The following is a 26298-nucleotide window of genomic DNA, read 5'->3' as shown; positions in this document are numbered from 1 at the left end:
CCACCCAGACCGCGCCGGACTGGTGGATGAAGTGGTGGACGGTGTTCTTCTTTGCCTGGTTCATCGGCTATGGGCCGCTGATGGCGCTGTTTGTGGCGCGGATCTCGCGTGGGCGCACCGTGCGCGAAATGATCCTGGCGGTCTGCGTGGCCGCTCCGGTCGCCACCACCGTCTGGTTCACGCTGCTGGGCGGCTCGGGCATCTTCTATCAGCTGAACGGCAGCATCGATCTTGCCGAAGCCCTGACCAACTTCCGCTTTGATGTCGCCACGCTCACCGTTGCCCAGGCCCTGCCACTGGGCTCGGTGATGGCCGCCGCGGTCCTGCTGTTGACCACCATCTTCGTGGCGACGACCGGCGACTCAATGAGCTACACCATCTCCATGGTCGCCACCGGGCACGACCGTCCCGAGACAGGCGTTCGCGCTTTCTGGGGGATCGCCCTGGCGGTGATGGCCGCGATCCTGCTCTACATGGGTGCCGGGCAGATCTCGGCACTGCAGCAGTTCATCGTGGTGACCGCCATCCCGGTGTCGCTGGTGCTGCTGCCATCGCTGTGGACCGGGCCGAAGGCGGCCTATGCCATGGCCCGCGAGCAGGGGCTGGTGCGTCAGACCTCGCTCGCCAAGGCCGAGCCGTAGGGAGGATCGATATGGTCTCTAGAATCCGTCGCACCGTCAGCGTGCAGGCTGACAGCCCACGGCCGGATACCGGCCGTGTGCCACTCCGCCCAGCGTCTGAGGTCATGGATCTTGAGCGGCTGGGCAGCCTGCACCCATGCCGCCTCAGCTTCATCCGCACGTTGATGCGCAAGGTCATGGCCGAGCGCTGGGCCATCCAGCGCGAGCGCTTCGATCTTGATGATAACGGTTATGGGACCTGCATCTATCGCGTGGCCAGTCCCACGCGTATTTACAACCTCGTTATCTTCTCGCAGCACCTGGACCCGGATGCACGCTCCGACCGAGTGATCGCCAATGCCTGGGATGTCGCCTTTGCCCTATGTCTCGGGGATGTCGATGATAGTTATATCGAGCGCCTCCGCGAGAACGTACCGCGTCAGGAGGCGGGGCGCTGTGATCCCCGAGTCATGGTGCTCTCCCGGGCCAACCGCTCACTGCGCAACTTCGACAGCACGGTTGAGGCCCTGTCCCGGGGTCATCAGCCCGATGCCGATCAGCTCGCCCGCGTCGGTTATCTCTACCGCACCACAGCTGTTTACGGCAACGGCAAGTTCGGCATCGCCGACTATCCGCGCATCCGCGAGCTGGAGGATTTCGGACTGCCGTTCTCGGCGCAGATGTTCGCGGTCTATCTGCTGCGCGATTTCAGCATCCGCCAGGTTGAGCATATTGCCCGTTGCCGCTCGCCTGAGACGGCGGTCGGTCTACACCCCGACCTGCAACGCTATCTGGGGATCGGCAACAGCACCGGTCTTGGCATGGCGCCATTCCTGATCAATCACCCACAGCTCATCAATCAGTGGCTGCTGATGCGCGAATCGGCGCTGGCACGCTGCCTCGGCGAAGTGCCCAATCGGGAGACCCGCGAGCGCATGATTGGTCTGATCGATCACACCATCGCGCACAATGCCGAGACGTTCACCGATGATCCGCGCCAGTCGGCCTGCAACGCCCAGCTCGGCGCCGAGTTACAGGAGGCCCGCGACTGGCTCGCACAAACCGCCATCCCCGAGGTGATGCTCTGGCAGGCGCTGCTCGACTGGTCACGGGCGTACTGCTCCCTTGAGACCCAGGAGCTGCTCAACTCACTGATGCTCGAGATCTACCCCGAGCGCGTGGATGAGCTAGAGCAGTCCATGGGCGCCTCCGAATCGCAGGACCTCGTACCGGAAATGGGTACAGACGATCTGCTGGCACGGCTACGGCGGGACTATGACTGGGCCCTCAACTACGATTTTGATGATGCTGAACAGACGCATCTTTTCTGGTATCGATCGGCCGAGAAGGAGGAACCGCGCTTGGGTGAGCGCGGCGTTGATGCCGGTGATGAATGGGAGATGGGCCTTGATGTGGCCCGACAGACCCGCGAGCTCTACGACGCCCTACTTGACTGGCGCGCCACGCAGGAACGCTCCACACCACTGGTCGAATTCCTGCTCGCCCATCCCCGTTTCAAAGGCATCGCCCGGCGCGTGCAGACCCTCTCGGAGCACGCCTTCGGCGATATCCGCGCCAACCTGCTCGCCCAGGGCACGCTGCCCATTCACTTGCTGCGGTGCAAGCTCGCCTTTTTCGGTGCGACCAAGTTCGATCCGCGGTCGGATCGCTGGGTGAGGATCACCCTGTTCCAGGGCGCACCCCGTATCGAGGACATCGGCCAGCATTTCGCGGATGACTGGTGGATGCCCCTCAAGCCCGAGCTCGGAGGAGAGCGTTAATGCATGTCTCTTTGAACGAGTTCACGCCGATCTGTCGCCGCGCCCTTGATGGCCTGGGATTCCCGCCCGGTGAATTCGAGGATGCCGCCGATATGGTGGTGTGGCTCGAGCAGCATGGCCTCGGCGGCGCGACGCTGCTCGGTGAAATCCTGCCAAGACTCAGCGGTGAGCGCTGGCCCGCTCTCACCCGGCGCTATGACGATGGCGGCTGCGTAGTCCTGGAAATGAATCATGGTTCTCTGCTGCATGGCGGCAGCCTCGCGGCGGATCTGGCCTGCATACGGGCTCTGGAGTGGGGGCTGGGTATCGTACGGCTTCGAGGTTGTCGCGATTGCAGCTTCATCCTGGGGTATTTACCCCGCTGCGCGAGACGGAGCCACCACATTGCCGCTTTCTGGTGCACAGGTGAACCCCGTCGCGCCGTACAGAACGTCGGCGTCGCTCTGGCCGATGAGCAGCTGCCGGTGTTCCACCGCTTTCGCGCCGATGGCGGCGGTGAACTGGAGGCCGATACCGACACCCTGACGATCGTGGCCACCCGGGACTTTGCGATGCTGCCCGCTGCGTCTGCCGATCACCCGAGCATCGAGCGTCTCGAGACGGTCACGGCGGAAGAGTTCAATGCCCGCTCGCGGTACGCCTGGGATCAGGGCGTCGATATCGACCCCCAGATCTGGGGAGAGCTGAAGGTGCTCGCCCAGCGAAAGCTCGTTGAGGCCACTGCCGAGTCCCGCGCCCGTGGCGCCGGGTAAATGGGTAACGTGGGCGACCATCTTGATCGTAGACGCGGTACCGAGCGCCAGCGAGGACGTCCAGCATGAGCGCTCACCTCAGGGTCGAAGCTGACTGAGATAGCGATCCAGTGCATCCGCGAAGCGTTTACGATCGGCCGCCGTCAGGCCCGACGGGCCCCCGGTATGGATGCCGCTGCCGCGCAGCGTTTCCATGAAATCCCGCATCTGCAGCCGGGCGCGGATATTCTCACGCGTCTGCGCCTCGCCCCGGGGCGTCAGAACCAACGCATCCCGATCGATGACCTCTGCAGCCAGTGGGACATCACTCGTCACCACTAGATCCCCGGCCCCCACCCGACGGACAATCTCGTCATCGGCCACATCAAAGCCTGAAGCGACCTGTACCGTGTCGATAAGGGGCGACGGGGGCACGGGGATCGGTTGGTTGGCGATCAGGGTGAGCCGCACGCCGGTTCGCTGCGCCGCCCGAAACAGGATTTCCCGAACGGCGACCGGACAGGCATCGGCATCAACCCAGAGACGCATTCAGGCGGCGACCAACGTTGCGACCAGCGTCTCGAGATCATCGGCGGCAAAGTCGGGTCGAGGGAGATCCGCGAGCCGGATTTCGGCGTTGCCCGCGCGCTTGATAAACGCGGCCTGACAGCCCGCCGCCTGAGCGCCGATGGTATCCCAGCCGTGGCAGGCCACCAGCAATAGATCCCGCAGCGGCACCCCCAGTGCCGATGCCACCTGGCGGTAGCAGGCCGGCGCGGGCTTGAACTGGCCCACTGGATGGACGCTGTAATGCGCTTCAAAGTACTCGGCGATCCCCGCCCGCTCGAGCGGTGTCGGGGATGCGGACGGCGGCGAGTTGGTCAGCGTCACCAGCCGGTAACCGCTGGCCCGCAGACGCTCGAGTGCCGGGACGACATCTGCATGGGCCGGCATGGAGCGGATCAACTCACCCAGTGCCTGCTCATCCGCGGCTGTAAGCCGAGCGCCCATCACCTCGGCGCGCATGCGCAGCGTCGCGATGGCCAGCTCGCTGAATGGCACATAGCGCCCGGCGAGCGTGACGGTCTGGGAGTAGAGAATCAGCTCGGCAAACCAGTCCCGCATGGCGCGGCGGTCACCCAGGCAGCGCGCGAACAGCGGTTCGAGCGTTGTCAGATCCAGTAGCGTCTCATTGACGTCGAAAACGATGATCGGCTTCATGACGAGCACGTTATCACTCAACAACCGCCACCGGTCGGACACTGTTGATGGTCCCGCTCGTACTGGATGGTGGTGTGCTGGATATTGAAGTCCTCGGCCAGCATGGCTGAAGCCTCGCTGATGAGGCTGTCGTCGCCCTCGGGATCGGGTTTGACGAGATGGACGGTCAGCGCGTTCTCGGTCGTGCTCAGCGCCCAGATGTGCAAATGATGGGCGGAGCTCACACCGGGCAGCGCCTCAAGACGGGCCCGCACCGCGGCTGGATCAATGCCCCGGGGCACGGCGTCGGTGGCGAGCGCCAGCGAATCCTTGAGCAGCTGCCAGGTGCCGATGAAGATCACCGCCGCAATGACAAGGCTCACCACGGGGTCGATCCAGGCGAGCCCGGTCAGCACCAGCATCGTGCCGGAGACCACGACACCAACCGATACCGCCGTATCGGCGGCCATGTGCAGAAACGCCCCGCGGATATTGATGTCGCCCCGCTGGCCCTTGAGGAACAGCAGCATGGTGATCGCGTTGATCACTACCCCGATCGCCGCCACGCCGATCACGGTGAGACCGGCGACATCAGCCGGATCAGCCAGCCTTCGGACGGCCTCCCAGGTGATCCCGCCGACCGCGGCGATGAGGATCAGCGCATTGAACAGCGCCGCCAGAATCGTGGTCTTTTTCAGGCCATAGGTCCGGGCGTCGGTGGCGGCCCTGCCCGCCATCCAGCTGGCCGCCCAGGCCATGATGAGCCCCAGGACATCACTGAGGTTATGACCGGCATCGGCGATGAGCGCGAGCGACCCCGCCATCACGCCGTAAACCGCCTCAATCACCACGAACAGCGTATTGAGCACCACGGCGATGGCGAATGAGCGGTTATGGGCAGCGAAATGCGCGCTATGGTCGTGGCTATGATCGTGTGTCATCGACTGGACAGGGTAACATTGCCACCCGAAGCCCGTCGCCCACCGCCTCCAGTATTCCCCCATCGAGCAGGGCCGCCAGTGGTCCCTGTAGCCGATCGCGCGCGTTGTCCGTCAGCCGCGTGAATCCGATGGCGTGGATGCCCGCATTCATCGCGGTCTCAGCATCGTTGGCGTTGCCGTCGAGTACCGCGCGGAAGAGCGCGAGCATGAGCTCCTCATCACTGACGGCTTCCAGCCGCCGGGTTTTCTCCGGCGCCTCACGCCAGTCGCGATAGGGCGGCTTGAGAAACTGCGCGGGACGGGCGACGAACCCGCCCCGCTGGCTTAGATCGGGGGTTGCCGACAGGGCCTGGAGGCGTGCCTCGATCCGCTCGCGGATGCGCGAGCCGAGCCGGCCCACGTCGGCGGCCGCCAGCAGGCGGTCGGCCAGGGTATCGAAATGCACCGGCCCCTCGGCGTCGACAACCCCTTCGATTGCCGCTTCAAGGGACGCGTCCGGAATGGCATGAAAGTCGTCATACCCCGCCAGCGACAGCCGGTTCGGGTCGATCGCCTGATAGGCGCGTATCGGATGAAGATCGGCGGTCCACCGGGTTAGCGGATCGAGTCGGCCAGGGCACAGCTGCGCTGCGGCGGCGTCCGGGTCGGGTCGTCTCAGGAGCTGCTCATGGAGGCGAACCGCCGCCTCAAAGCCGCCGAGGTCGTCGGTCATTCCCGCTCTCCGATCAACTGGAGTTCGACACCGAGGGATTCCACCAGCCGGTCGAGCAGCGCATCCTGCAGGATGGTGCGCGGCCCCAGGGCCAGGCAGGCGTCATCGATGGCGAACACCGCCTCGGTGCGGATGGCCTCATCGACGCGCGCGGCGAACGCGCCCGCCAGATGGTGGATCACGCCGAGGATCGCCGCGGGGTCTTCGGCGGCCGGGTGATCGGCGAGGGCGTGCTCAAGCACCCTACCCGCTGCATTGACATCCGTCACCAGCACCGCGGTGAACGGGTTGTCGGGGACATGGGCCTCAACAACTGCCGCATCAAGCGCCCGATCGCCCCGCCCCATGACGGCGGTAAGGTAAACGAGCGCGGCGAACAGATCGCGCACCGGTTCGGCGGATGGGACGATGGCATGTGCACCGAGCACGGCCTCGCCGGCGGCCGCCGCGGTGTCGGTATCCACGGCAATGCGCTCCCGGGCCTGGCGGGCCTGCTGCCAGCGCCCGACGGCCCATTGCAGGGCACTGGCCAGCAACCGCACGCCCCACGCCGCGAGGCGGAAGAATCCCCGAGTCAGGCTCGCCAACCCCATCAGCGCCAGGTAGATCCCATTGGCAGCCGCCGCTTTCTGACCACGGAACTGCACGCCGGCGAACTTTGCCGACGATGCCCCCGGGCGCAGCCAGTTGATGGTGCCGAGCCCCACCTTGCTCGAGACGCTCACGCCGCTTTTCGAGAGGTTTACCTTGGCGATATCGGGTCCGTAGCGACCCCGGAGCACGAACCGGCCGTTCTGCATGGCGACCTGGGTGTTCCTCGCCAACCGGGTGGAGACACGAAAGCCGTGACTGGTGTTGCCGGTCAGGTTGATGCCGGCGGCCTTGACATGGGCGCGCAGCGCCACCCCACCGGTGCGGCTCGCCCGCAGGTAGCGGCCTGAGTAGTCAATGCGCTTCTGCCGCCCATCGCGGTCCTTTTCACCGACCTTGAAGGTTGTCATAGGGGCCGACTTACAAGCGCTGGCAACTGCGCCTCGATGGTGGCGCGCATCGGCTCATGCGCCGGCGGTAGCTTGAGGTCACTGCCCAGTGATTCCACCGGCTCATCCACGTCAAACCCCGGATCATCCGTGGCAATCTCAAACAGCATGCCACCGGGTTCGCGAAAGTACACCGAGCGGAAATAATACCGATCGACCTCACCGGAACACGGCAGCTGCCAGGCGCGGATGCGCTCGAGCCGCTCGAGCAGCGCCGGACGATCCGCGACCCGGAACGCGACATGATGGACGGTGCCGTAGCCCGCCTGCCCCGGTGCAACGTCCTCCACCAGGTCGATGTGTCGGGCGAGCGGCGCGTCAACGCTGACAAACCGCGTGCCGCCCACGCCGGCGCCCGACTCGACATAATCCAGCAGCCCGGTCAGCACTCGCGCAGTGGCGACCGGCCGGTGACTGGCAAGACTCATGCCCGAAAACCCTCGAATGGCGGTTTCGCCGCGCGTGTCAGCGGCGATGGACGAGGGAGCATCACCGATCAGCGCCAGCGGCAGACCATCGGGATCGTGAAACTGCAGCATCGGGACATCGGTATGACCCGGCGTGACCGTGATACCGGCGTCGGCGAGCTGTGACTGCCAGGCGGCAATGGCATCAGCCGGCACCGAAAAACGCGTCTCGAGGGGCTGACCGCGGCCCGCTTGGCCCGCCGGCACTCCCGGAAACGGGAAGAACGTCATCGCCGTGCCGGGACGGCCGCGATCATCCCCGTAGTAGAGGTGATAGCTGGACGGATCGTCCTGATTGACGGTCTTTTTGACCAGGCGAAGCCCCAGGACCCGCGTGTAAAAATCAGCGTTGCGCTGCGGATCCGCGGCGACGGCGGTGATGTGGTGCAGGCCCTGAACGGTCGTCATACCGTCACGATATCAGAGCGCTCTGGTCAGTGTTCGCGCGGTTGCCAGTGGGCGCCGAACTCATCCAGCGGGATCTTGAGATAGCGCAGCCCATTGGATTCCGCCGGCGGGAAATGCCCGGCGCGGATATTGACCTGCACCGCCGGCAGGATCAGCACGGGCATGGGCAGTGTGGCGTCCCGGGCCTCGCGCATCGCCACATAGTCATCCTCGCTAACGCCTTCCGCCACATGGATATTCGCCTGGCGCTGCTCGCCAATAGTGGTCTGGCAAGCCGGCTCGCGGGTGTCGGTGCCGTAGTCATGGAGCAGAAACACGCGCTGGTCATCATCGAGCGCGGCAAACAGACGGTGGATCGAGCGATACAGGTCCCGCGCCGAGCCGGCCGGGAAGTCGCAACGCGCTGTCCCGGCATCGGGCATGAAAAGCGTATCGCCAACAAACACGGCGTCCCCGATCACATAGGTAATGTGATCGCTGGTGTGCCCGGGCGTATGGAAGACCTGCGCAGGGAGATCGCCCAGCGCAAAAGTCTCCTCGTCGGCAAAGCAATGATCGAACTGTCGGCCGTCGGTCGCAAAATCCTCACCCAGATTGAAAAGCCGGGCAAAGCGGGCCTGCACCTCGGTGATGCGCTCGCCGATGGCGGTGGAGGCGTCAAAGCGGGCTTTAAGAAAGGCGAGCGCACTCACGTGATCGGCATGGGCGTGGGTCTCGAGCAGCCAGTCCACGCGCAATCCTTCGGCCTCGACCACTGCGATGAGCTGCTCGGCGGTCTGCGTGCCGCTGCGGCCCGAGTGCGGATCGTAATCGAGCACAGGGTCGATGATCGCCGCCCGGCGGGTTGCCGCGTCCCAGACCACGTACGAAAAGGTATGGCTGGGCGCATGAAAAACCGATCGAACGATGGGCTGCACGACTGGGCCTCTCCTTTTGGCGAGGGCCTGAGTCTATCAGTCTCCCAAAGCGTGGCGCCCACCACCCACCGCGTGCGAGGATTCAGTCCATGAGTAATGGTTCACGCTATCGTTTTGATGATCTGAAAGCGGTCTGTGCCAACGACTGGCAGGCCTACATCCAGCATGATTTTGTCGCCCAGCTCGGCGACGGCACCCTGCCCCATGACTCCTTCCAGCACTACCTCAAGCAGGACTATCTGTTCCTGATTCACTTCGCGCGGGCCTATGCGTTGGCTGCCTACAAAAGCCGCACGCTTGCCGACCTGCGCCAGGCCCACGAGGGGCTGAAGGCCATCGTCGACCTGGAGCTGGCTCTGCACGTTGACTACTGCCGCGAATGGGGCATCAGCGAGGCCGAGCTCGAGGCATTGCCCGAGGCCCGCGCCACCATGGCCTATACCCGCTATGTGCTCGATACCGGCCATCGCGGCGATCTGCTCGATTTGCATGTGGCGCTTGCCCCCTGCGTGATCGGCTATGGCGAGATCGCCAACTGGATCAACCGCCGGCATACCACGGTCCGCGGGGGCGATAACCCTTTTGATGCCTGGATCGCGATGTATGAAAGCGACGAGTTTCAGGCGGCCATGGCGGCCGAGCGCACCTGGGTCGACGCCCGTCTTGCCGATGTAACCCCGGCACGCTTTGATGAACTCGTCACCGTGTTTCGGGATGCGACACGGCTTGAAATCGACTTCTGGCAAATGGGACTCGAACGGCGGAGCTGAGCGCCGTCACGGATAATCGCACCATGGCGAAAGGATTTGGCAGCGAAGACGCCGCACAGGACGAGATCGAGGGGGCCGTTAACGACGCAGTCCGACGCGCCCAGGACGCCCTGCCCCACGGCGAGAGCCTGACCCACTGCGAGGACTGCGACAGCGTCATCCCCGAGGGCCGTCGCAAGGCGCTGCCCGGCGTGCGCCTGTGCGTAGCGTGCCAGCAAGCCCACGATCAGGCCCGCACCCACCCATCGGCCTATAACCGGCGTGGCAGCAAAGACAGTCAGCTACGCTGAGTCGCCGCATATACTTAATCAGCATTAACGTATCTCTATAAATTCTTTCCAGTTTTAAAAGGCGCTGTCTAGACTCCGATTATTCGTAGCGACCATTCATCGGAGGCTTGACATGATTTCCACCCCAACCATCCGCCACATCGCCGGGGGCATCGCCCTCGCCCTTTTCACCGGGCTGGCGGCCGCCAACCCCAACACCGACGCGCTCGTCACCACGGACTGGCTGGCCGACAACCTGGATCATGACGACCTCACCGTCATTGAGGTCAGCGTCAATCCGGGCAAGTTCGAGCGCGGGCACATTCCGGGGGCGGTCAATTTCCGCTGGCACTCGGACCTGGTCGACACGGTCCGCCGCGACATCATTGACCGGGCATCATTCCAGACCCTGCTGCGCGATGCCGGCGTCTCCGGTGACGACGAAATCGTTCTCTACGGCGACACCAACAACTGGTTTGCCGCCTGGGGCGCGTGGATCTTTGACATCTACGGGGTCGACAGTGTCCGCCTGCTGGATGGCGGTCGGGACAAGTGGGAGGCCGAGGGCCGGCCCCTGAGCCTGCGCCCGGCAATCAAGCCACAGGGTGACATCGAGGTGAGCGAGGCCGATGAGTCCATCCGTGCATTCCTGCCGGAAGTGGTCGAGGTCGCGAGTAACGAGGCCGCCAACACCCAGCTGGTGGATATCCGCTCGGCCGCCGAATACGAGGGCCGCATCATCGCCCCGGACGGCGTCGATGAGCTCTCGGTGCGCGCCGGGCACATTCCGGGGGCGGTCAATGTGGGCTGGGGCAACGCCGTCAACGAGGATGGCACCTTCAAGTCAGCCGACGAACTGCGCGCGATCTATGCCCAAGCCGGCGTTGATGGCAGCAAGCCGGTCATCACCTACTGCCGAATCGGTGAGCGTTCGAGCCACACCTGGTTCGCGCTCTCGAAGATCCTCGGCTACGAGGTGAAAAACTACGATGGCTCCTGGACCGAGTATGGCAACTCAGTCGGCGTCCCGGTCACCAATCTGGCCGGCACGGTCTGGGGTGGTCAGTAACACCGGGCCATAAGATGGAGAACATCACTGCCACCGTTACAGCGCCGGCCTTACGCCGGCGCCTCCTGTTCTCTACGGTGCTGCCCACGCTCATAGCCGCCGGGCTCATCGTCGGGTCCTGGCAGCTCAGCGTGAGCAATGGCGATCCGCTGGCGCTCAGTCTGCTGCTCGGCGCGACATTCGGTGTACTCCTCCAACGGGCCCGATTCTGCTTTTTCTGCGTGACTCGGGACTTTCTGGACCATCGCGACGCCCGCGGACTGCTGGGTATTCTTGCCGCCCTGGCGGTGGGCACACTCGGCTATCACCTGATCTTTGGCCTGTTTGTCCCCGACCCCGCGGGTGGACGCCTCCCGCCCGATGCGCATATCGGGCCCGTAAGCTGGGTACTCGCCCTGGCAGCGTTCACCTTCGGCAGCGGTATGACCCTGTCGGGTTCCTGCATCAGTGCCCACCTGTATCGGCTGGGCGAAGGCGCCATCGGCTCGGTGGCTGCGCTCGGCGGTGTGCTGATCGGATTTGGGCTTGGCTTTGCCACGTGGAACACGCTCTATCTGGCAGGTATCGACCAGGCACCGGTCATCTGGCTGCCCGACCTCGCGGGCTATGGCGGATCGATACTGATACAGCTCGGCGGGCTTACCTTTCTGGCCCTCGCGCTCATGCGCTGGCATCGACCGGCGGGTCCTGCCAAAGGGGCAGCGCCAGCCAGTTTTCGCGAGCGACTCCTGGGGCAGCGCTGGCCCACCTATGTGGGCGGTCTGTTGATCGGCGCGCTTGCCGTGATGGCCTACCTGCGAGTCGCGCCACTGGGCGTCACCGCCGAGCTTGGCAGTCTGGCGCGCACGGCCGGTAACGGCCTCGGAGTGCTACCCGATCGATTGCAGGGACTCGATGGCTTCTCCGGCTGCGCGACCGCGGTCAAAAACGTCCTCCTGTCAGAGAACGGTGCCTTCATCATCGGTCTGATCCTTGCCTCCCTGGCGTCGGCGCTCGCGGCCGGCGACTTTCGCCCGCAGCGGGTGACGGTCGGTAAGGCTGCAGGCAGTCTTGCCGGCGGCGTCCTCATGGGCTGGGGGGCCATGACCGCACTTGGCTGCACCGTCGGCACGCTGCTCTCGGGCATCATGGCTGGCGCCGTCTCGGGGTGGGTGTTCGCGCTTTTCTGCCTGCTCGGCCTCTGGGTGACCTGGAGGATCAGGAATTGACTGACCCCGCCTGAGCAGGAAAACTCAGGCGCGCAGTCAACTGGAGGAGAGATTGATGGCGAATTTTCGTAGCACGCTGCGGGCGATGGTGCTCGGGCTCGGATTGGTTCCGCTCGTCGCGGGTGCCCAGAGCGAGGCTGATTTCAGCGAAATCGAGCCGATCGAGCTGCGCCTTGCACATGTCGTCAACGAGCAGGACGGCTTCCATATCGCCGCGGAGAAATTCGAAACGCTCGTCGAGGAACGCACCGATGGGGCTGTCTCGGTGGAGATATTCCCTAACGCGCAGCTCGGCGACGAGCGAACGCTACTCGAGAGCATGCAGATCGGCACGGTCGATATGGGCGTGATCACGAACGGCCCGGTCGCCAACTTCGTCGAAGAGATCGCGGTTTTCGAGCTGCCTTTCCTGTTCCCCTCCCGCGAGGCGGCCTACCAGGTCCTTGACGGTCCGGTTGGTCAGGATCTTCTGGATGAGCTCGAGCGCGTCAATCTCAAGGGCCTGGCCTACGCGGAGCGCGGTTTCCGTAATCTGACCAACAGTCGCGGCCCGGTGACCGAGCCGTCTGATCTGGATGGCCTGAAGCTGCGCGTCATGGAAAACCCGGTCTACGTCGATACGTTCCGGGAACTCGGCGCAAATGCCGTGCCGATGGCCTGGACGGAGGCGCTGACCGCCATGCAGCAGGGCACCATCGATGGTCAGGAGAACCCGGTCAACGTCATCCACTCCTTCGAGCTGAACGAGACGCAGACGCACATGACGCTCAGCCGTCATACCTACGCGCCGGCGATCTTCGTCATGGGCATGCCGGTCTGGAGCGAGCTCCCGGAGCCGGTCCAGAGCGTGATCGAGGCGGCGGCCCAAGAGGCGGCCGAGTATGAGCGCCAGGTCAACGAGGAAATGGAGGCCGAACAGCTCGCCGAACTCAAGGCCTCTGGCATGGAAGTCGTCGAAGACCCTGATCTCGAGGCCTTCCGCGCGGCGGTCGACCCGGTCTACGACCAATACAGCGACCGCTTCGGTGAGTATCTGAGCCGCATCCGCAAGCAGCTGGACTAGGCCTTGCTTCGGTCACTGCGGGCGATCGAAGGCGCCATTGATGCCGTGCTGCAACGCGTTGCCGTCGCCGGCATCGTGGCGCTTATCGCCGTCATGTCCCTACAGATCGTCTCGCGGGTCCTCTTCACGGCGACAAGCTGGAGCGAGGAGACCGCCCGCTACCTGCTCATCTGGCTGACCTTCCTCGGCGCCTGTCTGGCCTACCACCGTGGCCGGCATATCGCCGTATCGGTTCTTGCCGATGCCCTGCCCCCGTACGGGCGGCGACTCTGCCAAGGCCTGATCGCTCTGGTCACGATTGCATTCATGTCGGTACTGCTCCAGGTCGGGCTGGACTACATGGCGTTACAGTCATTCCAGCAATCGGCGGCCCTGCGCGTTCCCATGTCGGTGGTCTATGCGGTCATGCCGATCAGTGCCGCCATCATGGCCTACATGGCGCTGACCGACCTGCTTGAAGCCATCCTCGGGCAGCGCGGCGATGCGACTGGCGGTCTCCGCCCGTGACGCTGCTGCTGTTCGGGATCTTCTTCGCCCTGCTCATCCTCGGCGTGCCGGTGGCAATCGCCATCGGCGCGAGCACCACCGCCGCGCTGTGGGCCGACGGGCTGTCCCTGATGGTCCTGCCCCAGCGGCTTTTCGCCGGCATCGACTCATTCGCACTGATCGCCGTTCCGCTGTTCATTCTCGCGGGCGACATCATGGCCGGCGGGCGCGTCAGCGAGAAGCTCGTGGCATTCGCCGACGCCCTGTTCGGCTTTCTCAAGGGCGGGCTTTCCATTGTCTCGGTGCTCGCCGGCATGTTCTTCGCGGCCATCTCCGGCTCGGGTGCGGCGACCACCGCGGCCATCGGATCCGCCTTGGTACCGGAACTGCGCCGCAAGGGCTACGAACCGGCGTCGGCGGCCAGCCTGATCGCCGCCAGCGGCACCATCGGGGTTGTCATCCCACCCTCGGTGCCGCTGATCATCTATGCAGTGATCGCCCAGGAGTCCGTCACGGAGCTGTTCGTGAACGGTCTCCTCCCGGGCGTCGTGATGGGCGTCGGGCTGATGGCCGTCGCCATCACCGAGGCCTATCGGCGTAACTACCCGCGCGGCTCTGCGTTCAGTCCCGGCAATGTACTGCGCACGCTAAGGGATGCGTTCTGGGGGCTGATGACGCCAGTGATCATCCTCGGCGGCATCTTCTCAGGCGTATTCACGCCCAGCGAGGCGGCGGTGGTGGCGGTCAATTACGCCTTGCTGGTATCGCTTTTCATCTACCGTGACCTCGGCCTGCGCGACATCTACCGGATCATGCTGCGCTCAGTGATCACCACGGCCGTCATCATGTTCGTGATTGCGACATCGGCGGTCCTCAGCTGGACACTGGCGAACTGGAGCATCCCCGGGACCCTTGCCGAGGCGACCCTGTCGCTGTCCACCAACCCGTACGTGATCATGCTGCTCGTGGTGGCGGTCATTCTGCTCACAGGCGTGTTCATCGAGACGGCCAGCGCGCTGATCATCCTCACCCCCGTGCTCCTGCCGCTGGTGACACAGCTTGGCATTGACCCGATCCACTTCGGGCTGATCATCGTGGTGGGGCTTGCCATTGGCATGATCACCCCACCGGTGGCGATCAATCTGTATGTGGCGTCCTCGGTCACGGAGCAGCCGCTCGAGCGCATTGCCCGCGCCGTTGTGCCCTATCTGGCATGCCTCATCACGGTTTTACTGGGCGTGGTCTATCTGCCCATGCTGCTGGGCGGTTGATTCATCGTATGTTGAGGCTGACGGCTCTTGTACTGCTGCTGGCCGGCTGCAGCACCGCCCCGTCGCCGACGCCACCCGCCGTTTCAGCGAGCCCGGCGGCGAGCGAGGAGGGCCTGCCGTCACTCCCGGATGGCCGGCGCTATATCGTTGATCCCGCCGCCTCGCACCTGCGGATCATTCTGGGCGCCGAGGGGCCGCTCGCCGCGCTCGGCCATCCCCACGTCATTGGCGGGCCGGTGATCGATGGCACGGTGGTCGTCGCGGACCGCTGGCAGGACTCCGCCTTCCGCCTTGAGGTACCGGTGGCTGAGCTGACCGTGGATCGGGCGGCATGGCGTGCCGTCGAGGGGCTCGAGCCGGATGTTCCGGAGAGTGCCATCCGCGCCACCCGGCAGAACATGCTCGGCGAGTCCCAGCTCGATGCCGCCTCGCATCCGCTCATCCGACTCTCGAGTCTCGAGATCACCGGCCCCGAGTGGCAGCCGGATGTGCGCTTTCGCGTGACCATCGCCGGCGAGACGTCGGTTCACACCGTACCCATTTCGCTGGACCGGGATGACAGCGAGCTCACCGCCACCGGCGCACTGAGCACGCGCTTCAGCGAGCTGGGCCTTGTCCCCTACTCTGCGCTGGGCGGCGGGCTGCGCGTCGCGGATGAACTGCGCATCCGCTTCCAGGTCAAAGCATTCACCGATGAGTCGCCCTAACCGCGCCATTCGCCGCTATCTCGCGGTCATCATTGTCAGCCTGACCGTGGTGGCCTGCAGCCGTGTCGAACTGGCCTACGAAAACGCGGACTGGGTCGGTGCGTGGCAGGTTAGTGACTATCTCGACCTCACCGGCGAGCAGCGTAGCCGGCTGCGCGATGGGCTTGCCGTCTATCAGCAATATCACCGGCAGAACCGCCTACCCGATATCAATGCTTATCTGGACCGGGTGGATACCGTGCTCGCCACGCCAGAACCGCAAAAGGCCGATGTGGACGCACTTTTCATCGACGGCGAGCAGCTCGTCCGGACCAACGTCACTGACGTGATACCGCTCGCCGCAGAGCTGCTGAGAGAACTGGACGGCGATCAGATCGAGGCCTTACGGACGACGCTGGCCGAGGGCCGGGATGCCTATATCGAGCGTCTGCTGGTTGATCAGGAGCAGCGCGCCATCGAGCGCACCGAGAACTGGGTCGGTCGGCTGAATACGCGGCAACGCACCGAATTAACCCAGTGCGTCGCGGCGATGCCAGATGTCAGCGAGGAATGGCAGACCTGGCGCCGGCAGACCGAAGCGGATCTGATCAATCTGCTAGGCAACGACGCACCGCAGGCCGAGGTGGAGGCGTTCCTCCAGGGCTGGCTGCTGGAAGACGCCGCCCGACCACCCGTGCTGCAGGACTACCGGCAGACCAGCCGCGCGCTCTGGCGACGCTGCACCCACCGGCTTCTGACCACCCTCACCCCGGCGCAGCGCGCCCAGGCCCGGGAGCGGCTCGCCGGCTATCGTGGCGACCTGGAGACCGTGGCATCGCGCTAGAGACTTTGCGTGGCGAGTCAGTCATTCGGCGTGTGGCTCGGTTGCGCCGGGGCAAGCAGGTGCATGACCAGCCGCAGCAAGCAGGGTCAGTGCCGTCAGGCCGTTTTCATCAAACGTCAGCGGCATGCCTTCCTGGCGCAGGTACATAAGAGACAGGAAGGCGCCCGAGCGCTTGTTGCCATCGGAGAAGGGGTGATTTTTGATCACGAAATACAATAGATGGGCGGCGCGTTCTTCGCGCGTCTTGTACAGCGGCTCGCCGAACATGGTCTGCTCGATGCCACCGAGGATCGCGGCCAGTCCCTCACCCCGGTCACGAGCAAATAGTTCGTTGGCCTCGCCACGGCTTTTCAACTCGTCCGCCAGCGCATCGAGCGCCCCACGTGCTTCGTCCAGATTCAGCACGCCGCGTGCCGGCTGACCTCCGGCCAGTTCACCGAGCTGGTCTTCGTCGTAATCGAGCAGCAAGCGCCAGGTACGGGCATACCCGAGCACCAGACCGATCACATCGCGCCCGATGTCGCCCACCAACTCCTGGCGCACCAGCGTTTCGCCCAGCAGATGGACGGCCTGCTCCAGTTCGGTCAGGCCGCGTTGCGCCAACCGATGCTCATTGAGGCTGTAGCCCTGAGTGAGATGCTCGCGAAGGACGCGGGTGGCCCACTGCCGGAAGCGGGTGGCTCGAGTTGAATTGACGCGGTATCCGACTGAGATAATAGCGTCTAGGTTGTAGTGGTCCACCTGGTAGGTCTTGCCATCAGCAGCAGTTGTTGCACTTTTTGCAACAACTGCTTCCCGCTCAAGTTCTCCAGAGGAACAGACGTTCCGAAGGTGCCGGGAGATGACCGATTTATCCCTTCCGAACAGATCGGCCAACTGTTGCAGGCTCAACCATAAGGTTTCACCTTCCAGACGCACTTCAACCGTATTGGCTTCATCCTTGAAGATGACGATTTCACTCATACAGCCCCATGCTGTCAGATATCAGGTTCATGATCGGGTCTCTTGTACCTTATATCGTCTTGCGAGGACGTGCCCGAGGGTCACGATCCGGAAATGTGGCGTAAGCATCAGGGGTGCGATTGAGCGCGACGAGGCTGTCACTGAGGCCCATCCCCATCGTCATCTAACGGTCGATTCAGCAACCGGTCGACGGACTCGTTATGGCGGCGGACGGTGTGATCGCCCCAGATGATCGCCGCGATCCAGCACAGCACCGGGCCAATGACCGTGCCAGCGCTGACAAGCGCCACCAGAATCAGCACGATGGCCCCTGCCGCGCTGGAGTAAAAAACGCCCAGAGGCCCGAACAGGAATGTCAGGATCGCAGAGGTGATGCGGGATTTCTGGCGTAGGTTCATAGAGGCTCCGGGTGTTCTTAAACGTCTAACCGACTGTCGCCACGTACTCGGCCAGCACCCGCAGATCCCCGGCCTCATCCGCCGACTCGAAGACGATGTCCTCATAACCCGGGGTCGTGGTTTCACACGCAAGGACGATTCGCTGGTGCCGCCAGCCTTCCCCGTCATCAGCCGGTGCCTTTTCACTATGATAGCGCTTGACGGTCAGTCCGGAACCGGTGTCCGGGTCCTGGATATCGCGATGCTGGACGAGGACGATTTTGCCCTCTCGAGTGCCACTGGGGTTGGCGCGGAACAGGCAAAGAGAACCATTGGGAATGCGCTGGTTCATCGACTCACCCACCACGCGCATGACGAAGTGATCCGCCCGGGCGTTAAACGACTCCGGCAATTCGACCCAGGTCTGTGAGTCGATTGGGCTGCTCTGGCGCACCGGTGAGTCGGCAAAGGCCCCGGCCGCGGCAGTCATTTCCACGAATGGCACAGCGTTATCCGCGGGAGTGACGTCCGGTGCCTCAAGGAAAATCGCATTGTCCCCGTCAGTCCCTTCAGGGTGGACTCTTGATGTCGCGGGCGCGGCAATGGCCTCTGCCGCGCGGGCCTGGAACCAGGCCTGCGTCTCGGCATCGGTGCAATAGACAAGGCAACCCTTCATTCCGCGACTCATGAGCGTGCGGTAGGTGTTGCGGATGATGCGATCCGCCCGCGCCGTCGCCTCGGCCCGATCCGTATTAAACAGGGTCTTATAACCCCGCAGGGAGCGATCGGTTTTTGCCCGCTCGGCCGGTTGTGTGACGATTTCACCGTTTCGCACCACCAGGTCGGGGCCGATGATCACCCCGACATAGTCCATCTCCAGCCCCTGGACGGTGTGAATACAGCCAACCTGGTCAATGGAGTGTGCCCGCTCGAGATATCGCCCCTCGTCCTCATCAAGATTCCAGGCCATGGCAAAGCCGGCATCGGGGAATTCGATGTCAGCGACGCCCGGCGTCTTTTTGCTCACCCAGTCCCAGCAATAGCCGGCCACCACCCGCGCCTTGCTGCCGGCGTGATCCAGCTCCACCACCCGCCGCTGTAGCTCATTCGGGGCGTCCATCACCTCGAAGTGATAGGGCACGCCCTCAAGATCATCCTGGGCGGTCGGCCGAATCCCCAACAGCTGATCGAGCCAGGCCAGATACCCGTCCGAGCCATTACAGCGGAACTGCGACTGCAGCACCATGCGCTGCACCGTGGCGCCGGCCTGCGCCGCCCAGCGCTGAATCTCGGCAATAGACCCGGCGTCCTGCCAGGTGACCTGCTGGTCCTCGTCGATAAAGAAAATGCTCGCCTTCGCCGCGCGTATGATGTCGCGGGTCTGATTGGTGCCGGCTTTCTGGTATTGCGAGCGCTCCTTGATGCGGTGGCCTTCATCGACCACCAGGGCATCCATCTCATCGTCGTCCGCCCCTGCATAGGTGCCTGAGCCCTTGAACAGGTTATCGAAACGGCTTTTCTTGAGTGTCCCCGTCAGGCGGGCCTGATAGACCTGACGGGGCGCGCGATTGGGCGTGACATAATGGCTGGTCAGGCCCCGGTTGATCAGCTCCACCAACAGGTTGATGGCCACCACCGACTTACCTGTACCCGGACCACCTTCAACGATGAGCACCTGCTTGAGCCCGGCATTGGCGAGGCTGACGATCTCAAGCGCCGTCTCATAGGCGAGCTTCTGATCATCGATCATCAGGAAATCGCGCTTGCCACGCATCAGATTGGAGAGCGAGGCAGCCAGATCCCGTGACGGCCGGATGCGGCCATGCTCGATGCGGTAGAGCGTGCGATTACGATCACCGGCTTTGACGTACCGCGCAATGAATTCGCGGAGCTTCTGTGGATCGTGCTTGAGAAAAACTGGGGCCCGTTCGAGATCGTCGCTATACCGCTCGTCACCAACCCCGGTGCGGTCCACGCAATTATGCAGATAGGCGCAGGGAATCAGGCGGATGGCGTCGTCCTGCACCGTGGCGTTGAAGTCCTGCAGCAGCGAGGCGTAACTCCAGGCCTGGTACGAGGGGTGTGTCGTCTCTCTATCGCTGCCGCCGAGCCAGGTGCGGACAATCGCCTCCTTCGATGTCGCCGTCACATCACTCCACTGCTTGAGCTCAATGATCACGCAGACGTCCTGACCGCTGTCATCGGTGCCGGAGACAATAAGGTCGACGCGCCTGGAGGTCTGCGGGATCCGATACTCGACCGCGATGCCGGCGTCATCGGGAACGATCCTGTCCTCGAGGACGTTTTTCATGCGCAGCAGTGATTCCTCCCAGGACCTGCGCTCGCCATCACTGACGCTGCCCTGCCCCGACTTTTGCATTGCGTCGAGAACGCGGTCGGCGATGCGATTATCCCCGACGTCCCTCAGAAACCCCGGCTTATCACTGGTGTAGACGAGCATCCTGCTCCTCCGGCTCGGCGCCTGACTTGGCCTGTACGCCCTCAACGATACATCCTGTGCACACGCGAATCAGGGAAGAAGCCATGGCGGACTATTACTCGGATAATGCCGAGACCCTCTTCGAGCGCTACAACGCGCTCGATTTCGAGGGGGTGCATGCTGCGCTAATCCCAATGCTGCCGGGCACACCGAGGGCGGCGCTAGATATCGGTGCGGGTTCCGGCCGTGATGCCCAAGCGCTCGCAGAAAGAGGCTGGGAAGTGGTGGCAGTGGAACCTGCCAAGCGCCTGCGGGAGCTCGGGCAGAAACACACACAACGCACGCCAGTATGGTGGATAGATGACTGCCTGCCAGACCTAATTCGGACACGGGCATTGTCCGAGCGTTTCAACCTAATCCTGCTATCCGCGGTGTGGATGCACGTGCCGCCCGGCGAGCGGCAGAGGTCGCTCAGGACGCTAGTCGATCTACTAACGCCAGGAGGCGTTCTTTACCTCACATTGCGGCATGGCCCCGGTGATGGAGAGCGGACTTTCTATCCAGTCAGTCACAATGAAGTGATCCATCTCGGCCTCCGCGAAGGCCTGGTCGACATAACGCCCGCGCCCCAGAGACCGCAAGCGCTTGACTTGCAGGGCCGCGCTGCGGTCACTTGGGAGGCGGTTTGCTTACAGCGACGCCACGAGGCCGATTACGATACTGATCCGGCATAAGGAACTAGAACGCTCATGGCCGATCATGCCCCGTCTGCAGCGATGCCTCTCCCCCGGCTGATCCACGGCGGCGCCGATGATCCGCTGCTGCCGCAGCTACTGACTTCAATTCGCCAAGCCTCAGAGATTGAACTGGCAGTATCCTTTATTAAAAGTACTGGTCTTGCCCTAATCTTCGACGCCCTAAGCGAGCGTTGCAATCAGCAACGCCCCGTCCGAATCCGCATCATTACGAGTGATTATCTCGGCGTCACCGATCCTCAGGCCCTCCGCAGCCTAATGCTGCTGAGCGAGCGCGGCGCTGATGTTCGGGTATTCGAGACCCACGGCAGGAGCTTCCACCTCAAGGCCTATATTTTTACCCGCGAGGGTGGCAATCGCGGTGAGGCATTCATTGGTTCAAGCAATATAAGCCGCGAGGCGCTTACCGCTGGTCTCGAATGGAACTACCGGGTGGAGGGGTTCGATTCCACTGGGGAGAAGCGGCTTGCCGAAATCCGCAATGCGTTCGAAGCGATCTTTACCGCCGAAGAGGCCCGCGCCTTGGATTACGCGTGGATCGAGGCCTATGAGCGGCGGCGGCCGATGACTCGTCCTGTAATTTCGCCCGGTAGCGACGATCATGAACTGCCCACCCCTGATCCAACCACGACTCAACTCGAGGCCCTAACCGCCCTGAAGAACTCCCGTAAGGCAGGCTATTCTCGGGGCCTGGTCGTGATGGCGACAGGCCTCGGCAAGACCTACCTGGCTGCATTCGATGCCGAGCAGGCCGGCGCCGACCGTGTGCTGTTCGTTGCTCACCGCGCCGAAATACTGTTACAGGCAGAGGCTACATTCCAGCGGGTTTTCCCGAAGGCGCAGATCGGTCGCTATCAGGGCGACGAGCGCGACACCCATGCCGATATGCTGTTCGCCTCAGTGCAGACACTGCACCAGGCGCGCCACCTAGCTCGGTTCGATCCCGACGCCTTCGAATACATCATTATCGACGAATTTCATCATGCCGCCGCCGGCACCTATCGCCGTTTGCTGCAGCATTTCATGCCGAACTTCCTGTTGGGTCTGACCGCAACTCCCGATCGCGCCGACCAGGCCAATATCCTGTCGCTTTGCGACGACAACCTGGTCTATAGCGCTGACCTATTCGATGGTATTCGGGCCTCACTGCTCTGCCCATTCCACTACTACGGTATCTTAGACGAGACTATCGACTACCAGTCGTTGCCTTGGCGTAATCGCCGATTCGAGGAACACGCCCTCGAAAACCAGTTAGCCACACGAAGCCGTGCTCGCCATGCTCTGCGTGAATGGCGGGATAAAGCTGCTCTGCGTACTCTCGCCTTTTGTGGATCACGCCGGCACGCGGACTTTATGGCTGACTATTTCCAACATGCAGGAATATCGGCGACTTCTGTCCATGGCAGTTCAACCACCAGCCGTGACGAGGCCATTGAGCGACTCACTGATGGCCGAATTTCGGTAGTCTTCTCAGTGGACCTTTTCAGCGAGGGCGTGGATATCCCGGCGGTGGATACCATCCTGCTACTACGACCCACCGAATCGCCGGTGCTTTTTCTGCAACAAATCGGCCGTGGGCTCCGCCAGGCGGATGGAAAAGACCACCTGGTCGTCCTGGACTTTGTGGGTAATCATCGGGCATTCCTAAATCGGCCTCAGGCCTTGTTTGAGCGCGAAGCTACCGGTGACGGATTGCGGAAGTTTACTCAGGCCTATCGAAGCAGCACGCTCGAACTGCCGCCTGGGTGCTTCGCCAACTATGACCTGCAGTTCATTGAATTCCTTGAAAGCCTGATTCCGGGCAATGCCGGAGCAGAATTCGAAAACCTGCGTGCCGCCCTTGGCCGTCGTCCTACCGCGACCGAAGCTTATCGAGCCGGCCTCAGCCTGAGGAAACTGCGCGATGACGCCGGGCACTGGTGGGCGTTCGTCGGCGCTAAAGATGAGCTGAGCGACGCAGAGGCAGATTGCGTCACCGCGCACGGTGATTTTCTGCGGGAGGTTGAGACTACAGCGATGACCAAGTCGTACAAGATGGTGCTTCTGGAGGCTTTCCTAGAGATCGATGGGTTCACTGCACCGCCAACGCTGGAGGCGCTCACTGCGGCGTCCGCGCAAATCTTCCACCGACGCCCTGCCCTTTTTGACGATTTGCCACGGCCCCTACAGTCGAACGATGCGCTTGATTCTGAAACCCTAAGTAAGGAATGGAGAAAGAATCCAATTCACTTTTGGACAAAAGGAGACAAAGGCCCGGAGGTTAATCGATGGTTTGTTGTCGAGGGGAACCACTTCCGACCCACCTTTACATTGAGTGACCAGATCGATCAGACAACTTTTACAAATATGGTCCAAGAATTAGTAGACTATCGGCTAGCGCAGTATCGGCCTAAGGAAGGTGGCACTGGCAGTACGACGGTCCTCCCATTCCCAGGCGGACAGGGGCGGCCAACGATTCCCTACTACTCGGATCTGAAAATAGCCTGCGGGCACTTTCGCACAAGTAATCCTGAGGAACCTGAGCACATAGGCATACCCGCGGACGTTGGTCGCATTGATCCTGAGCGCCACTTCGTCGCTCGGGCGCGTGGTGACTCGATGAATGGCGGTAAGCGTCCAATTCAGAACGGTGATTACCTGCTGATGGAATGGGCAACACCGACATCTGCTGGCTCGATTACCGGGTCAACGATGGCGATTGAGCGTGCTGATGAGGCTGGTGATACGCAGTACCTGCTTCGTGAGGTTATTAAGGACGCCGATGGGCATTATCGGTTGCGTGCTAAGAATCCAGAGTACGAGGATCTCGCCGCTGATGAATCTATGCGCACCTTCGCGCGATTGAAAGAGCTCCTCGATCCCCTCGCGATGGCCAGGGGCCAAAGCTTTTACCGAAAAGAGATCCCGCCGCTATTCGGTGAGGTCTTTAATGCAGCTATCTGGGAGACAGGCCATGTGGTGCTGGCTGATCGGACCCATGTTCTGCTGGTAACGCTCAACAAACAGGGCAAGCAGACGAAGCATCGCTATCTCGATCACTTCATCGATGACCACACGTTTTATTGGCAGAGTCAGAATCAGACCAAAGCCACTAGCAAGCGTGGACGGGAGATCATTGAGCAAGCCAAACGCGGCACGCGGATCCACCTTTTTGTTCGTGAAAATCGGCTGAAATCTGACGGCCGAGCTGCACCGTTCCGCTATATGGGGGAGTTGGAATATTTGTCGCATGAGGGAGAGGAACCGATGGGAGTAAAGTTCTCAGTATCGTAATAACCGACAGGCAGATCCATGCGGGATTGGTCGTCGAATGTGCCCCACCAGTTCTGCTGGGAGGCGCTGTTGAGTGGTGAGAAAGCGCTATACAAATGGTCAAGTCCCGCTCTTCTCGAGCGTAGTGACCACATGCGCCCGCCGTTATTCGCAATACGCCTGCGTGCCATGCTCGAGGCACATCTCGTCAGATTCTCTTAAGTCGAATAAAGCGCTGGAGGCGATGGCCATCACAAATCAGTCCTAATCGCCTCGTGATTCTGTGGGACGGCGACTGCCACCCGCGCACCGCCGATTCCGTCATGATCGATCCACCGCGGTAACTTTAGCCTCGCGGATAAATTCTGTTTGAGCAGAGATACCTGCAAGGAGGGCGACCGTGGCAGCCAATATCAGGCCAGGAAACGGGAATGATCGGCGCCGTGCAAAATGGCGCGCTGAGGTGGCTTTGTCCTTCGGACGGCGGGTACCGGTTAATTTGTAAACGCCGGTTGCGTCTCCATCGGTATTAAGTTTCGGGCATGTGAACCTAGGACATCTCAGCCGGGGGCTCGGATCAAGTGCAGTATGTGGTCGCTCCTTGTTTGAGAGGTCGATATAACTGCCGAGCCCACACTCCAGGACAGTCGCGCTCTCGTAGCCACGCACGCAGATGTCCTAGAGGCCTCCTGTTCAAATCCCGAACCTTTTCGGTTGATGCATTGAACGGCGGTGCCCCATTTCTATACCCGTCGCGTCGGTGACAGACCGGGGGAAGTGGCTCGCATCAGTCTGCGAGGCGAATGAAAAACCCAGCTCCAACCCGATCGAAAGGGCCATCCTTCTGGATGAGTCGGACTCGGTCTTCAAGCGGTGCGTCGTAGAGCAGATATGCACGGCCATCCACTTCCGCCGCCGGTGCAAGCAGACTACTCGATTCGCCATCGACCCGGAATTTTGTTGGATGGTGGGCATCTGGACTCAGCATAAAGCTGATCGCGGACATCTCCCCTTCCATGGCCGTGAAATCATCACCCGTCTGTAAGGCAACGCGATGGTATCCGGGCAGGCTGGCCGATTCGCTCACGGCAATGAAGTAGGCATGATCGGCACGTGGCGCATCAATAACGGGGATCTCGCCCTCGATCGTGACCTCAAAGCCGGTATCTGTGGTCTCTAACTCAAAATCGTCAATCGCCATGTACTGCTCGAGGATGTCGCGGACAGCATCGACCTGCGCCCGCTGCTCGTTGTCGAGCTCTCCGAGGTTGGAGAATACGGCCTCGAACTCTGCCATCACTTCAGCACCATCCGCTGCCGCCTGGAGCTGCTGGACATCGAGCTCGACCTCCACCTCGTCGGCTTTACAGGCGACGAGCACGATCGCTGCACCCCCGAGAATGAGCGCCCGCCTGACGTATCGAGGTAAAGAGGTCTTCATGGCTACTGCTCCATTCAGGTGAGTTCGACCTAGACGCTACCCGGGTCGAGTAACATTGAACAGAAGAAGGTGGCCTTCCCTGGCCAAATCCGGCCTCACAGCCCGATCGCGTTCCCTGCGGAGAGGACCCTAATGGCATGAGACGTCATATCGTGTCGCAGGTGATGCTAGCCCCGTCCAGCGGCATACCGCGCATAGTCTCCGTCCGCAATCCAGGCATGTTCCGGCACTGGGCGGTTATAGCGATAGACCTGGACCGTGATCGCCTCACCACTGGCCACAAGCCGGGCCAGCACCGTCGTGCGAATATAGAGCGAGCCAGCGGGATCGGCGGGGTTGTAATCCTCGAAGGCGTCAAGCGCGGGTAGACGGGTGTCATCCACCGCGCAGACCTCGCCGTGGACAACGCCATCACCGGATACCAGGCCCGGATAGCCGCCAAGGTCGTAGAGCAGACCCGACGTTGTCGCTGCCCCGAGCGGCTCGGCATCACCCAGCAACCCGGCGCCCTCAAAACCCGGTCGCAACAGCCCGTAGACAAAAATGCGTTTCACGGATCACTCATGATGAGGCGTATATTCAGATGT

The 26298-nt window shown here is 62.5% G+C and carries 26 protein-coding genes; 14 read left to right on the top strand and 12 right to left on the bottom strand.

Annotated features, from left to right (window positions below):
• The 3 genes from BA899_RS03670 to BA899_RS03660 all read left to right on the top strand — a co-directional run.
• On the top strand, positions 1-641 hold a 641-nt coding region (locus BA899_RS03670), incomplete at its 5' end, for a BCCT family transporter (RefSeq protein WP_200833041.1).
• Between the two features lie 11 nt (positions 642-652).
• Positions 653-2401, top strand: coding sequence for a hypothetical protein (locus tag BA899_RS03665; protein ID WP_159299742.1), 1749 nt, complete (start codon positions 653-655; stop codon positions 2399-2401).
• On the top strand, positions 2401-3153 hold the full coding sequence (locus BA899_RS03660; RefSeq protein ID WP_159299741.1) for a DUF3726 domain-containing protein: 753 nt from the start codon (positions 2401-2403) through the stop codon (positions 3151-3153). The genes BA899_RS03665 and BA899_RS03660 overlap by 1 nt, the downstream gene beginning before the upstream one ends.
• Before the next feature lie 78 nt (positions 3154-3231).
• Here BA899_RS03660 and BA899_RS03655 read toward each other — a convergent pair whose 3' ends face one another.
• Genes BA899_RS03655 through BA899_RS03625 form a run of 7 tightly spaced genes read right to left on the bottom strand, consistent with a single transcriptional unit; the run spans position 3232 to position 8817 of the window.
• Positions 3232-3681 carry a YaiI/YqxD family protein gene (locus BA899_RS03655; protein ID WP_159299740.1) on the bottom strand — a complete coding sequence of 150 codons (450 nt, stop codon included), beginning with the start codon at positions 3679-3681 and terminating at the stop codon, positions 3232-3234.
• Positions 3682-4353 (bottom strand): haloacid dehalogenase type II, encoded by a 672-nt coding sequence (locus BA899_RS03650; RefSeq protein ID WP_148122723.1) that lies wholly within the window; start codon positions 4351-4353, stop codon positions 3682-3684.
• Positions 4354-4370: 17 nt separating this feature from the next.
• Positions 4371-5273, bottom strand: a complete 903-nt coding sequence (locus BA899_RS03645; RefSeq protein WP_144347570.1) for a cation diffusion facilitator family transporter — start codon at positions 5271-5273, stop codon at positions 4371-4373.
• Positions 5257-5985 carry a DUF3320 domain-containing protein gene (locus tag BA899_RS03640; RefSeq protein ID WP_159299739.1) on the bottom strand — a complete coding sequence of 243 codons (729 nt, stop codon included), beginning with the start codon at positions 5983-5985 and terminating at the stop codon, positions 5257-5259. Before BA899_RS03640 ends, BA899_RS03645 begins: the two co-directional genes overlap by 17 nt.
• Positions 5982-6986, bottom strand: coding sequence for a hypothetical protein (locus BA899_RS03635; protein WP_159299738.1), 1005 nt, complete (start codon positions 6984-6986; stop codon positions 5982-5984). The genes BA899_RS03640 and BA899_RS03635 overlap by 4 nt, the downstream gene beginning before the upstream one ends.
• Entirely contained in the window at positions 6983-7900 is a 918-nt protein-coding gene (locus BA899_RS03630; protein WP_148121875.1) for a VOC family protein, read from the bottom strand. The genes BA899_RS03635 and BA899_RS03630 overlap by 4 nt, the downstream gene beginning before the upstream one ends.
• A gap of 26 nt (positions 7901-7926) precedes the next feature.
• On the bottom strand, positions 7927-8817 hold the full coding sequence (locus BA899_RS03625) for an MBL fold metallo-hydrolase (protein ID WP_159299737.1): 891 nt from the start codon (positions 8815-8817) through the stop codon (positions 7927-7929).
• An 89-nt stretch (positions 8818-8906) separates the two neighbouring features.
• Here BA899_RS03625 and tenA point away from each other — a divergent pair, with 89 nt between their 5' ends.
• The 9 genes from tenA (at position 8907) to BA899_RS03580 (ending at position 16483) form a co-directional block, all read left to right on the top strand.
• Entirely contained in the window at positions 8907-9587 is a 681-nt protein-coding gene (gene tenA, locus BA899_RS03620; protein WP_159299736.1) for a thiaminase II, read from the top strand.
• 23 nt (positions 9588-9610) lie between these two features.
• Entirely contained in the window at positions 9611-9877 is a 267-nt protein-coding gene (locus BA899_RS03615) for a DksA/TraR family C4-type zinc finger protein (RefSeq protein WP_159299735.1), read from the top strand.
• 112 nt (positions 9878-9989) lie between these two features.
• Positions 9990-10925 (top strand): sulfurtransferase, encoded by a 936-nt coding sequence (locus BA899_RS03610; RefSeq protein ID WP_159299734.1) that lies wholly within the window; start codon positions 9990-9992, stop codon positions 10923-10925.
• Between the two features lie 14 nt (positions 10926-10939).
• Positions 10940-12133, top strand: coding sequence for a YeeE/YedE family protein (locus BA899_RS03605; RefSeq protein ID WP_159299733.1), 1194 nt, complete (start codon positions 10940-10942; stop codon positions 12131-12133).
• A 55-nt stretch (positions 12134-12188) separates the two neighbouring features.
• Positions 12189-13196, top strand: coding sequence for a TRAP transporter substrate-binding protein (locus BA899_RS03600; RefSeq protein WP_159299732.1), 1008 nt, complete (start codon positions 12189-12191; stop codon positions 13194-13196).
• A gap of 3 nt (positions 13197-13199) precedes the next feature.
• Positions 13200-13703, top strand: a complete 504-nt coding sequence (locus tag BA899_RS03595) for a TRAP transporter small permease (RefSeq protein ID WP_200833040.1) — start codon at positions 13200-13202, stop codon at positions 13701-13703.
• Positions 13700-14953 carry a TRAP transporter large permease gene (locus tag BA899_RS03590; RefSeq protein WP_159299731.1) on the top strand — a complete coding sequence of 418 codons (1254 nt, stop codon included), beginning with the start codon at positions 13700-13702 and terminating at the stop codon, positions 14951-14953. Before BA899_RS03595 ends, BA899_RS03590 begins: the two co-directional genes overlap by 4 nt.
• An 8-nt stretch (positions 14954-14961) precedes the next feature.
• Entirely contained in the window at positions 14962-15660 is a 699-nt protein-coding gene (locus BA899_RS03585) for a YceI family protein (protein WP_159299730.1), read from the top strand.
• Positions 15647-16483 carry a DUF6279 family lipoprotein gene (locus tag BA899_RS03580; RefSeq protein WP_148121868.1) on the top strand — a complete coding sequence of 279 codons (837 nt, stop codon included), beginning with the start codon at positions 15647-15649 and terminating at the stop codon, positions 16481-16483. Before BA899_RS03585 ends, BA899_RS03580 begins: the two co-directional genes overlap by 14 nt.
• Positions 16484-16504: 21 nt before the next feature.
• On the opposite strand, the gene rhuM is transcribed toward BA899_RS03580, so the two are convergent.
• The 3 genes from rhuM to BA899_RS03565 all read right to left on the bottom strand — a co-directional run bounded on the left by rhuM (position 16505) and on the right by BA899_RS03565 (position 20284).
• Positions 16505-17446, bottom strand: a complete 942-nt coding sequence (gene rhuM / locus BA899_RS03575) for a virulence protein RhuM/Fic/DOC family protein (protein WP_159299729.1) — start codon at positions 17444-17446, stop codon at positions 16505-16507.
• Positions 17447-17583: 137 nt separating this feature from the next.
• On the bottom strand, positions 17584-17844 hold the full coding sequence (locus tag BA899_RS03570) for a hypothetical protein (RefSeq protein ID WP_159299728.1): 261 nt from the start codon (positions 17842-17844) through the stop codon (positions 17584-17586).
• 25 nt (positions 17845-17869) lie between these two features.
• The gene (locus tag BA899_RS03565) at positions 17870-20284 is read right to left on the bottom strand and encodes a DNA/RNA helicase domain-containing protein (RefSeq protein WP_159299727.1); all 2415 of its coding nucleotides are present in this window, start codon (positions 20282-20284) and stop codon (positions 17870-17872) included.
• Positions 20285-20367: 83 nt separating this feature from the next.
• On the opposite strand from BA899_RS03565, the gene BA899_RS03560 reads away from it, so the two are divergent.
• Positions 20368-20997 carry a bifunctional 2-polyprenyl-6-hydroxyphenol methylase/3-demethylubiquinol 3-O-methyltransferase UbiG gene (locus BA899_RS03560; protein WP_148121864.1) on the top strand — a complete coding sequence of 210 codons (630 nt, stop codon included), beginning with the start codon at positions 20368-20370 and terminating at the stop codon, positions 20995-20997.
• Between the two features lie 15 nt (positions 20998-21012).
• Positions 21013-24291, top strand: a complete 3279-nt coding sequence (locus tag BA899_RS03555) for a DUF3427 domain-containing protein (protein WP_200833039.1) — start codon at positions 21013-21015, stop codon at positions 24289-24291.
• A gap of 766 nt (positions 24292-25057) precedes the next feature.
• Here BA899_RS03555 and BA899_RS03550 read toward each other — a convergent pair.
• Together BA899_RS03550 and BA899_RS03545 are read right to left on the bottom strand one after the other, a co-directional pair.
• A complete protein-coding gene (locus BA899_RS03550; RefSeq protein WP_159299726.1) occupies positions 25058-25711 on the bottom strand; it encodes a hypothetical protein in 654 nt (217 codons plus the stop codon).
• A 167-nt stretch (positions 25712-25878) separates the two neighbouring features.
• Positions 25879-26265 carry a gamma-glutamylcyclotransferase gene (locus BA899_RS03545; protein ID WP_159299725.1) on the bottom strand — a complete coding sequence of 129 codons (387 nt, stop codon included), beginning with the start codon at positions 26263-26265 and terminating at the stop codon, positions 25879-25881.
• Positions 26266-26298 lie beyond the last annotated feature (33 nt).

It is taken from the genome of Spiribacter sp. SSL99, from assembly GCF_009805925.1.
In the GTDB taxonomy this organism is placed as follows: Bacteria; Pseudomonadota; Gammaproteobacteria; order Nitrococcales; family Nitrococcaceae; genus Spiribacter; species Spiribacter roseus.
This window is presented reverse-complemented; position numbering and strand designations above follow the sequence as displayed.

Bases quoted from the DNA above. Each gene is read 5' to 3' on its own strand.
- BA899_RS03615 (WP_159299735.1), top strand. From the start codon at position 9,611: ATGGCGAAAGGATTTGGCAGCGAAGACGCCGCACAGGACGAGATCGAG.
- BA899_RS03645 (WP_144347570.1), bottom strand. From the start codon at position 5,273: ATGACACACGATCATAGCCACGACCATAGCGCGCATTTCGCTGCCCAT.
- BA899_RS03605 (WP_159299733.1), top strand. From the start codon at position 10,940: ATGGAGAACATCACTGCCACCGTTACAGCGCCGGCCTTACGCCGGCGC.
- BA899_RS03600 (WP_159299732.1), top strand. From the start codon at position 12,189: ATGGCGAATTTTCGTAGCACGCTGCGGGCGATGGTGCTCGGGCTCGGA.
- BA899_RS03585 (WP_159299730.1), top strand. From the start codon at position 14,962: ATGTTGAGGCTGACGGCTCTTGTACTGCTGCTGGCCGGCTGCAGCACC.
- BA899_RS03565 (WP_159299727.1), bottom strand. From the start codon at position 20,284: ATGCTCGTCTACACCAGTGATAAGCCGGGGTTTCTGAGGGACGTCGGG.
- BA899_RS03580 (WP_148121868.1), top strand. From the start codon at position 15,647: ATGAGTCGCCCTAACCGCGCCATTCGCCGCTATCTCGCGGTCATCATT.
- BA899_RS03655 (WP_159299740.1), bottom strand. From the start codon at position 3,681: ATGCGTCTCTGGGTTGATGCCGATGCCTGTCCGGTCGCCGTTCGGGAA.
- BA899_RS03665 (WP_159299742.1), top strand. From the start codon at position 653: ATGGTCTCTAGAATCCGTCGCACCGTCAGCGTGCAGGCTGACAGCCCA.
- BA899_RS03630 (WP_148121875.1), bottom strand. From the start codon at position 7,900: ATGACGACCGTTCAGGGCCTGCACCACATCACCGCCGTCGCCGCGGAT.
- BA899_RS03550 (WP_159299726.1), bottom strand. From the start codon at position 25,711: ATGAAGACCTCTTTACCTCGATACGTCAGGCGGGCGCTCATTCTCGGG.
- BA899_RS03640 (WP_159299739.1), bottom strand. From the start codon at position 5,985: ATGACCGACGACCTCGGCGGCTTTGAGGCGGCGGTTCGCCTCCATGAG.
- BA899_RS03610 (WP_159299734.1), top strand. From the start codon at position 9,990: ATGATTTCCACCCCAACCATCCGCCACATCGCCGGGGGCATCGCCCTC.
- BA899_RS03660 (WP_159299741.1), top strand. From the start codon at position 2,401: ATGCATGTCTCTTTGAACGAGTTCACGCCGATCTGTCGCCGCGCCCTT.
- BA899_RS03555 (WP_200833039.1), top strand. From the start codon at position 21,013: ATGGCCGATCATGCCCCGTCTGCAGCGATGCCTCTCCCCCGGCTGATC.
- BA899_RS03650 (WP_148122723.1), bottom strand. From the start codon at position 4,353: ATGAAGCCGATCATCGTTTTCGACGTCAATGAGACGCTACTGGATCTG.
- BA899_RS03635 (WP_159299738.1), bottom strand. From the start codon at position 6,986: ATGACAACCTTCAAGGTCGGTGAAAAGGACCGCGATGGGCGGCAGAAG.
- BA899_RS03560 (WP_148121864.1), top strand. From the start codon at position 20,368: ATGGCGGACTATTACTCGGATAATGCCGAGACCCTCTTCGAGCGCTAC.
- BA899_RS03570 (WP_159299728.1), bottom strand. From the start codon at position 17,844: ATGAACCTACGCCAGAAATCCCGCATCACCTCTGCGATCCTGACATTC.
- tenA (WP_159299736.1), top strand. From the start codon at position 8,907: ATGAGTAATGGTTCACGCTATCGTTTTGATGATCTGAAAGCGGTCTGT.
- rhuM (WP_159299729.1), bottom strand. From the start codon at position 17,446: ATGAGTGAAATCGTCATCTTCAAGGATGAAGCCAATACGGTTGAAGTG.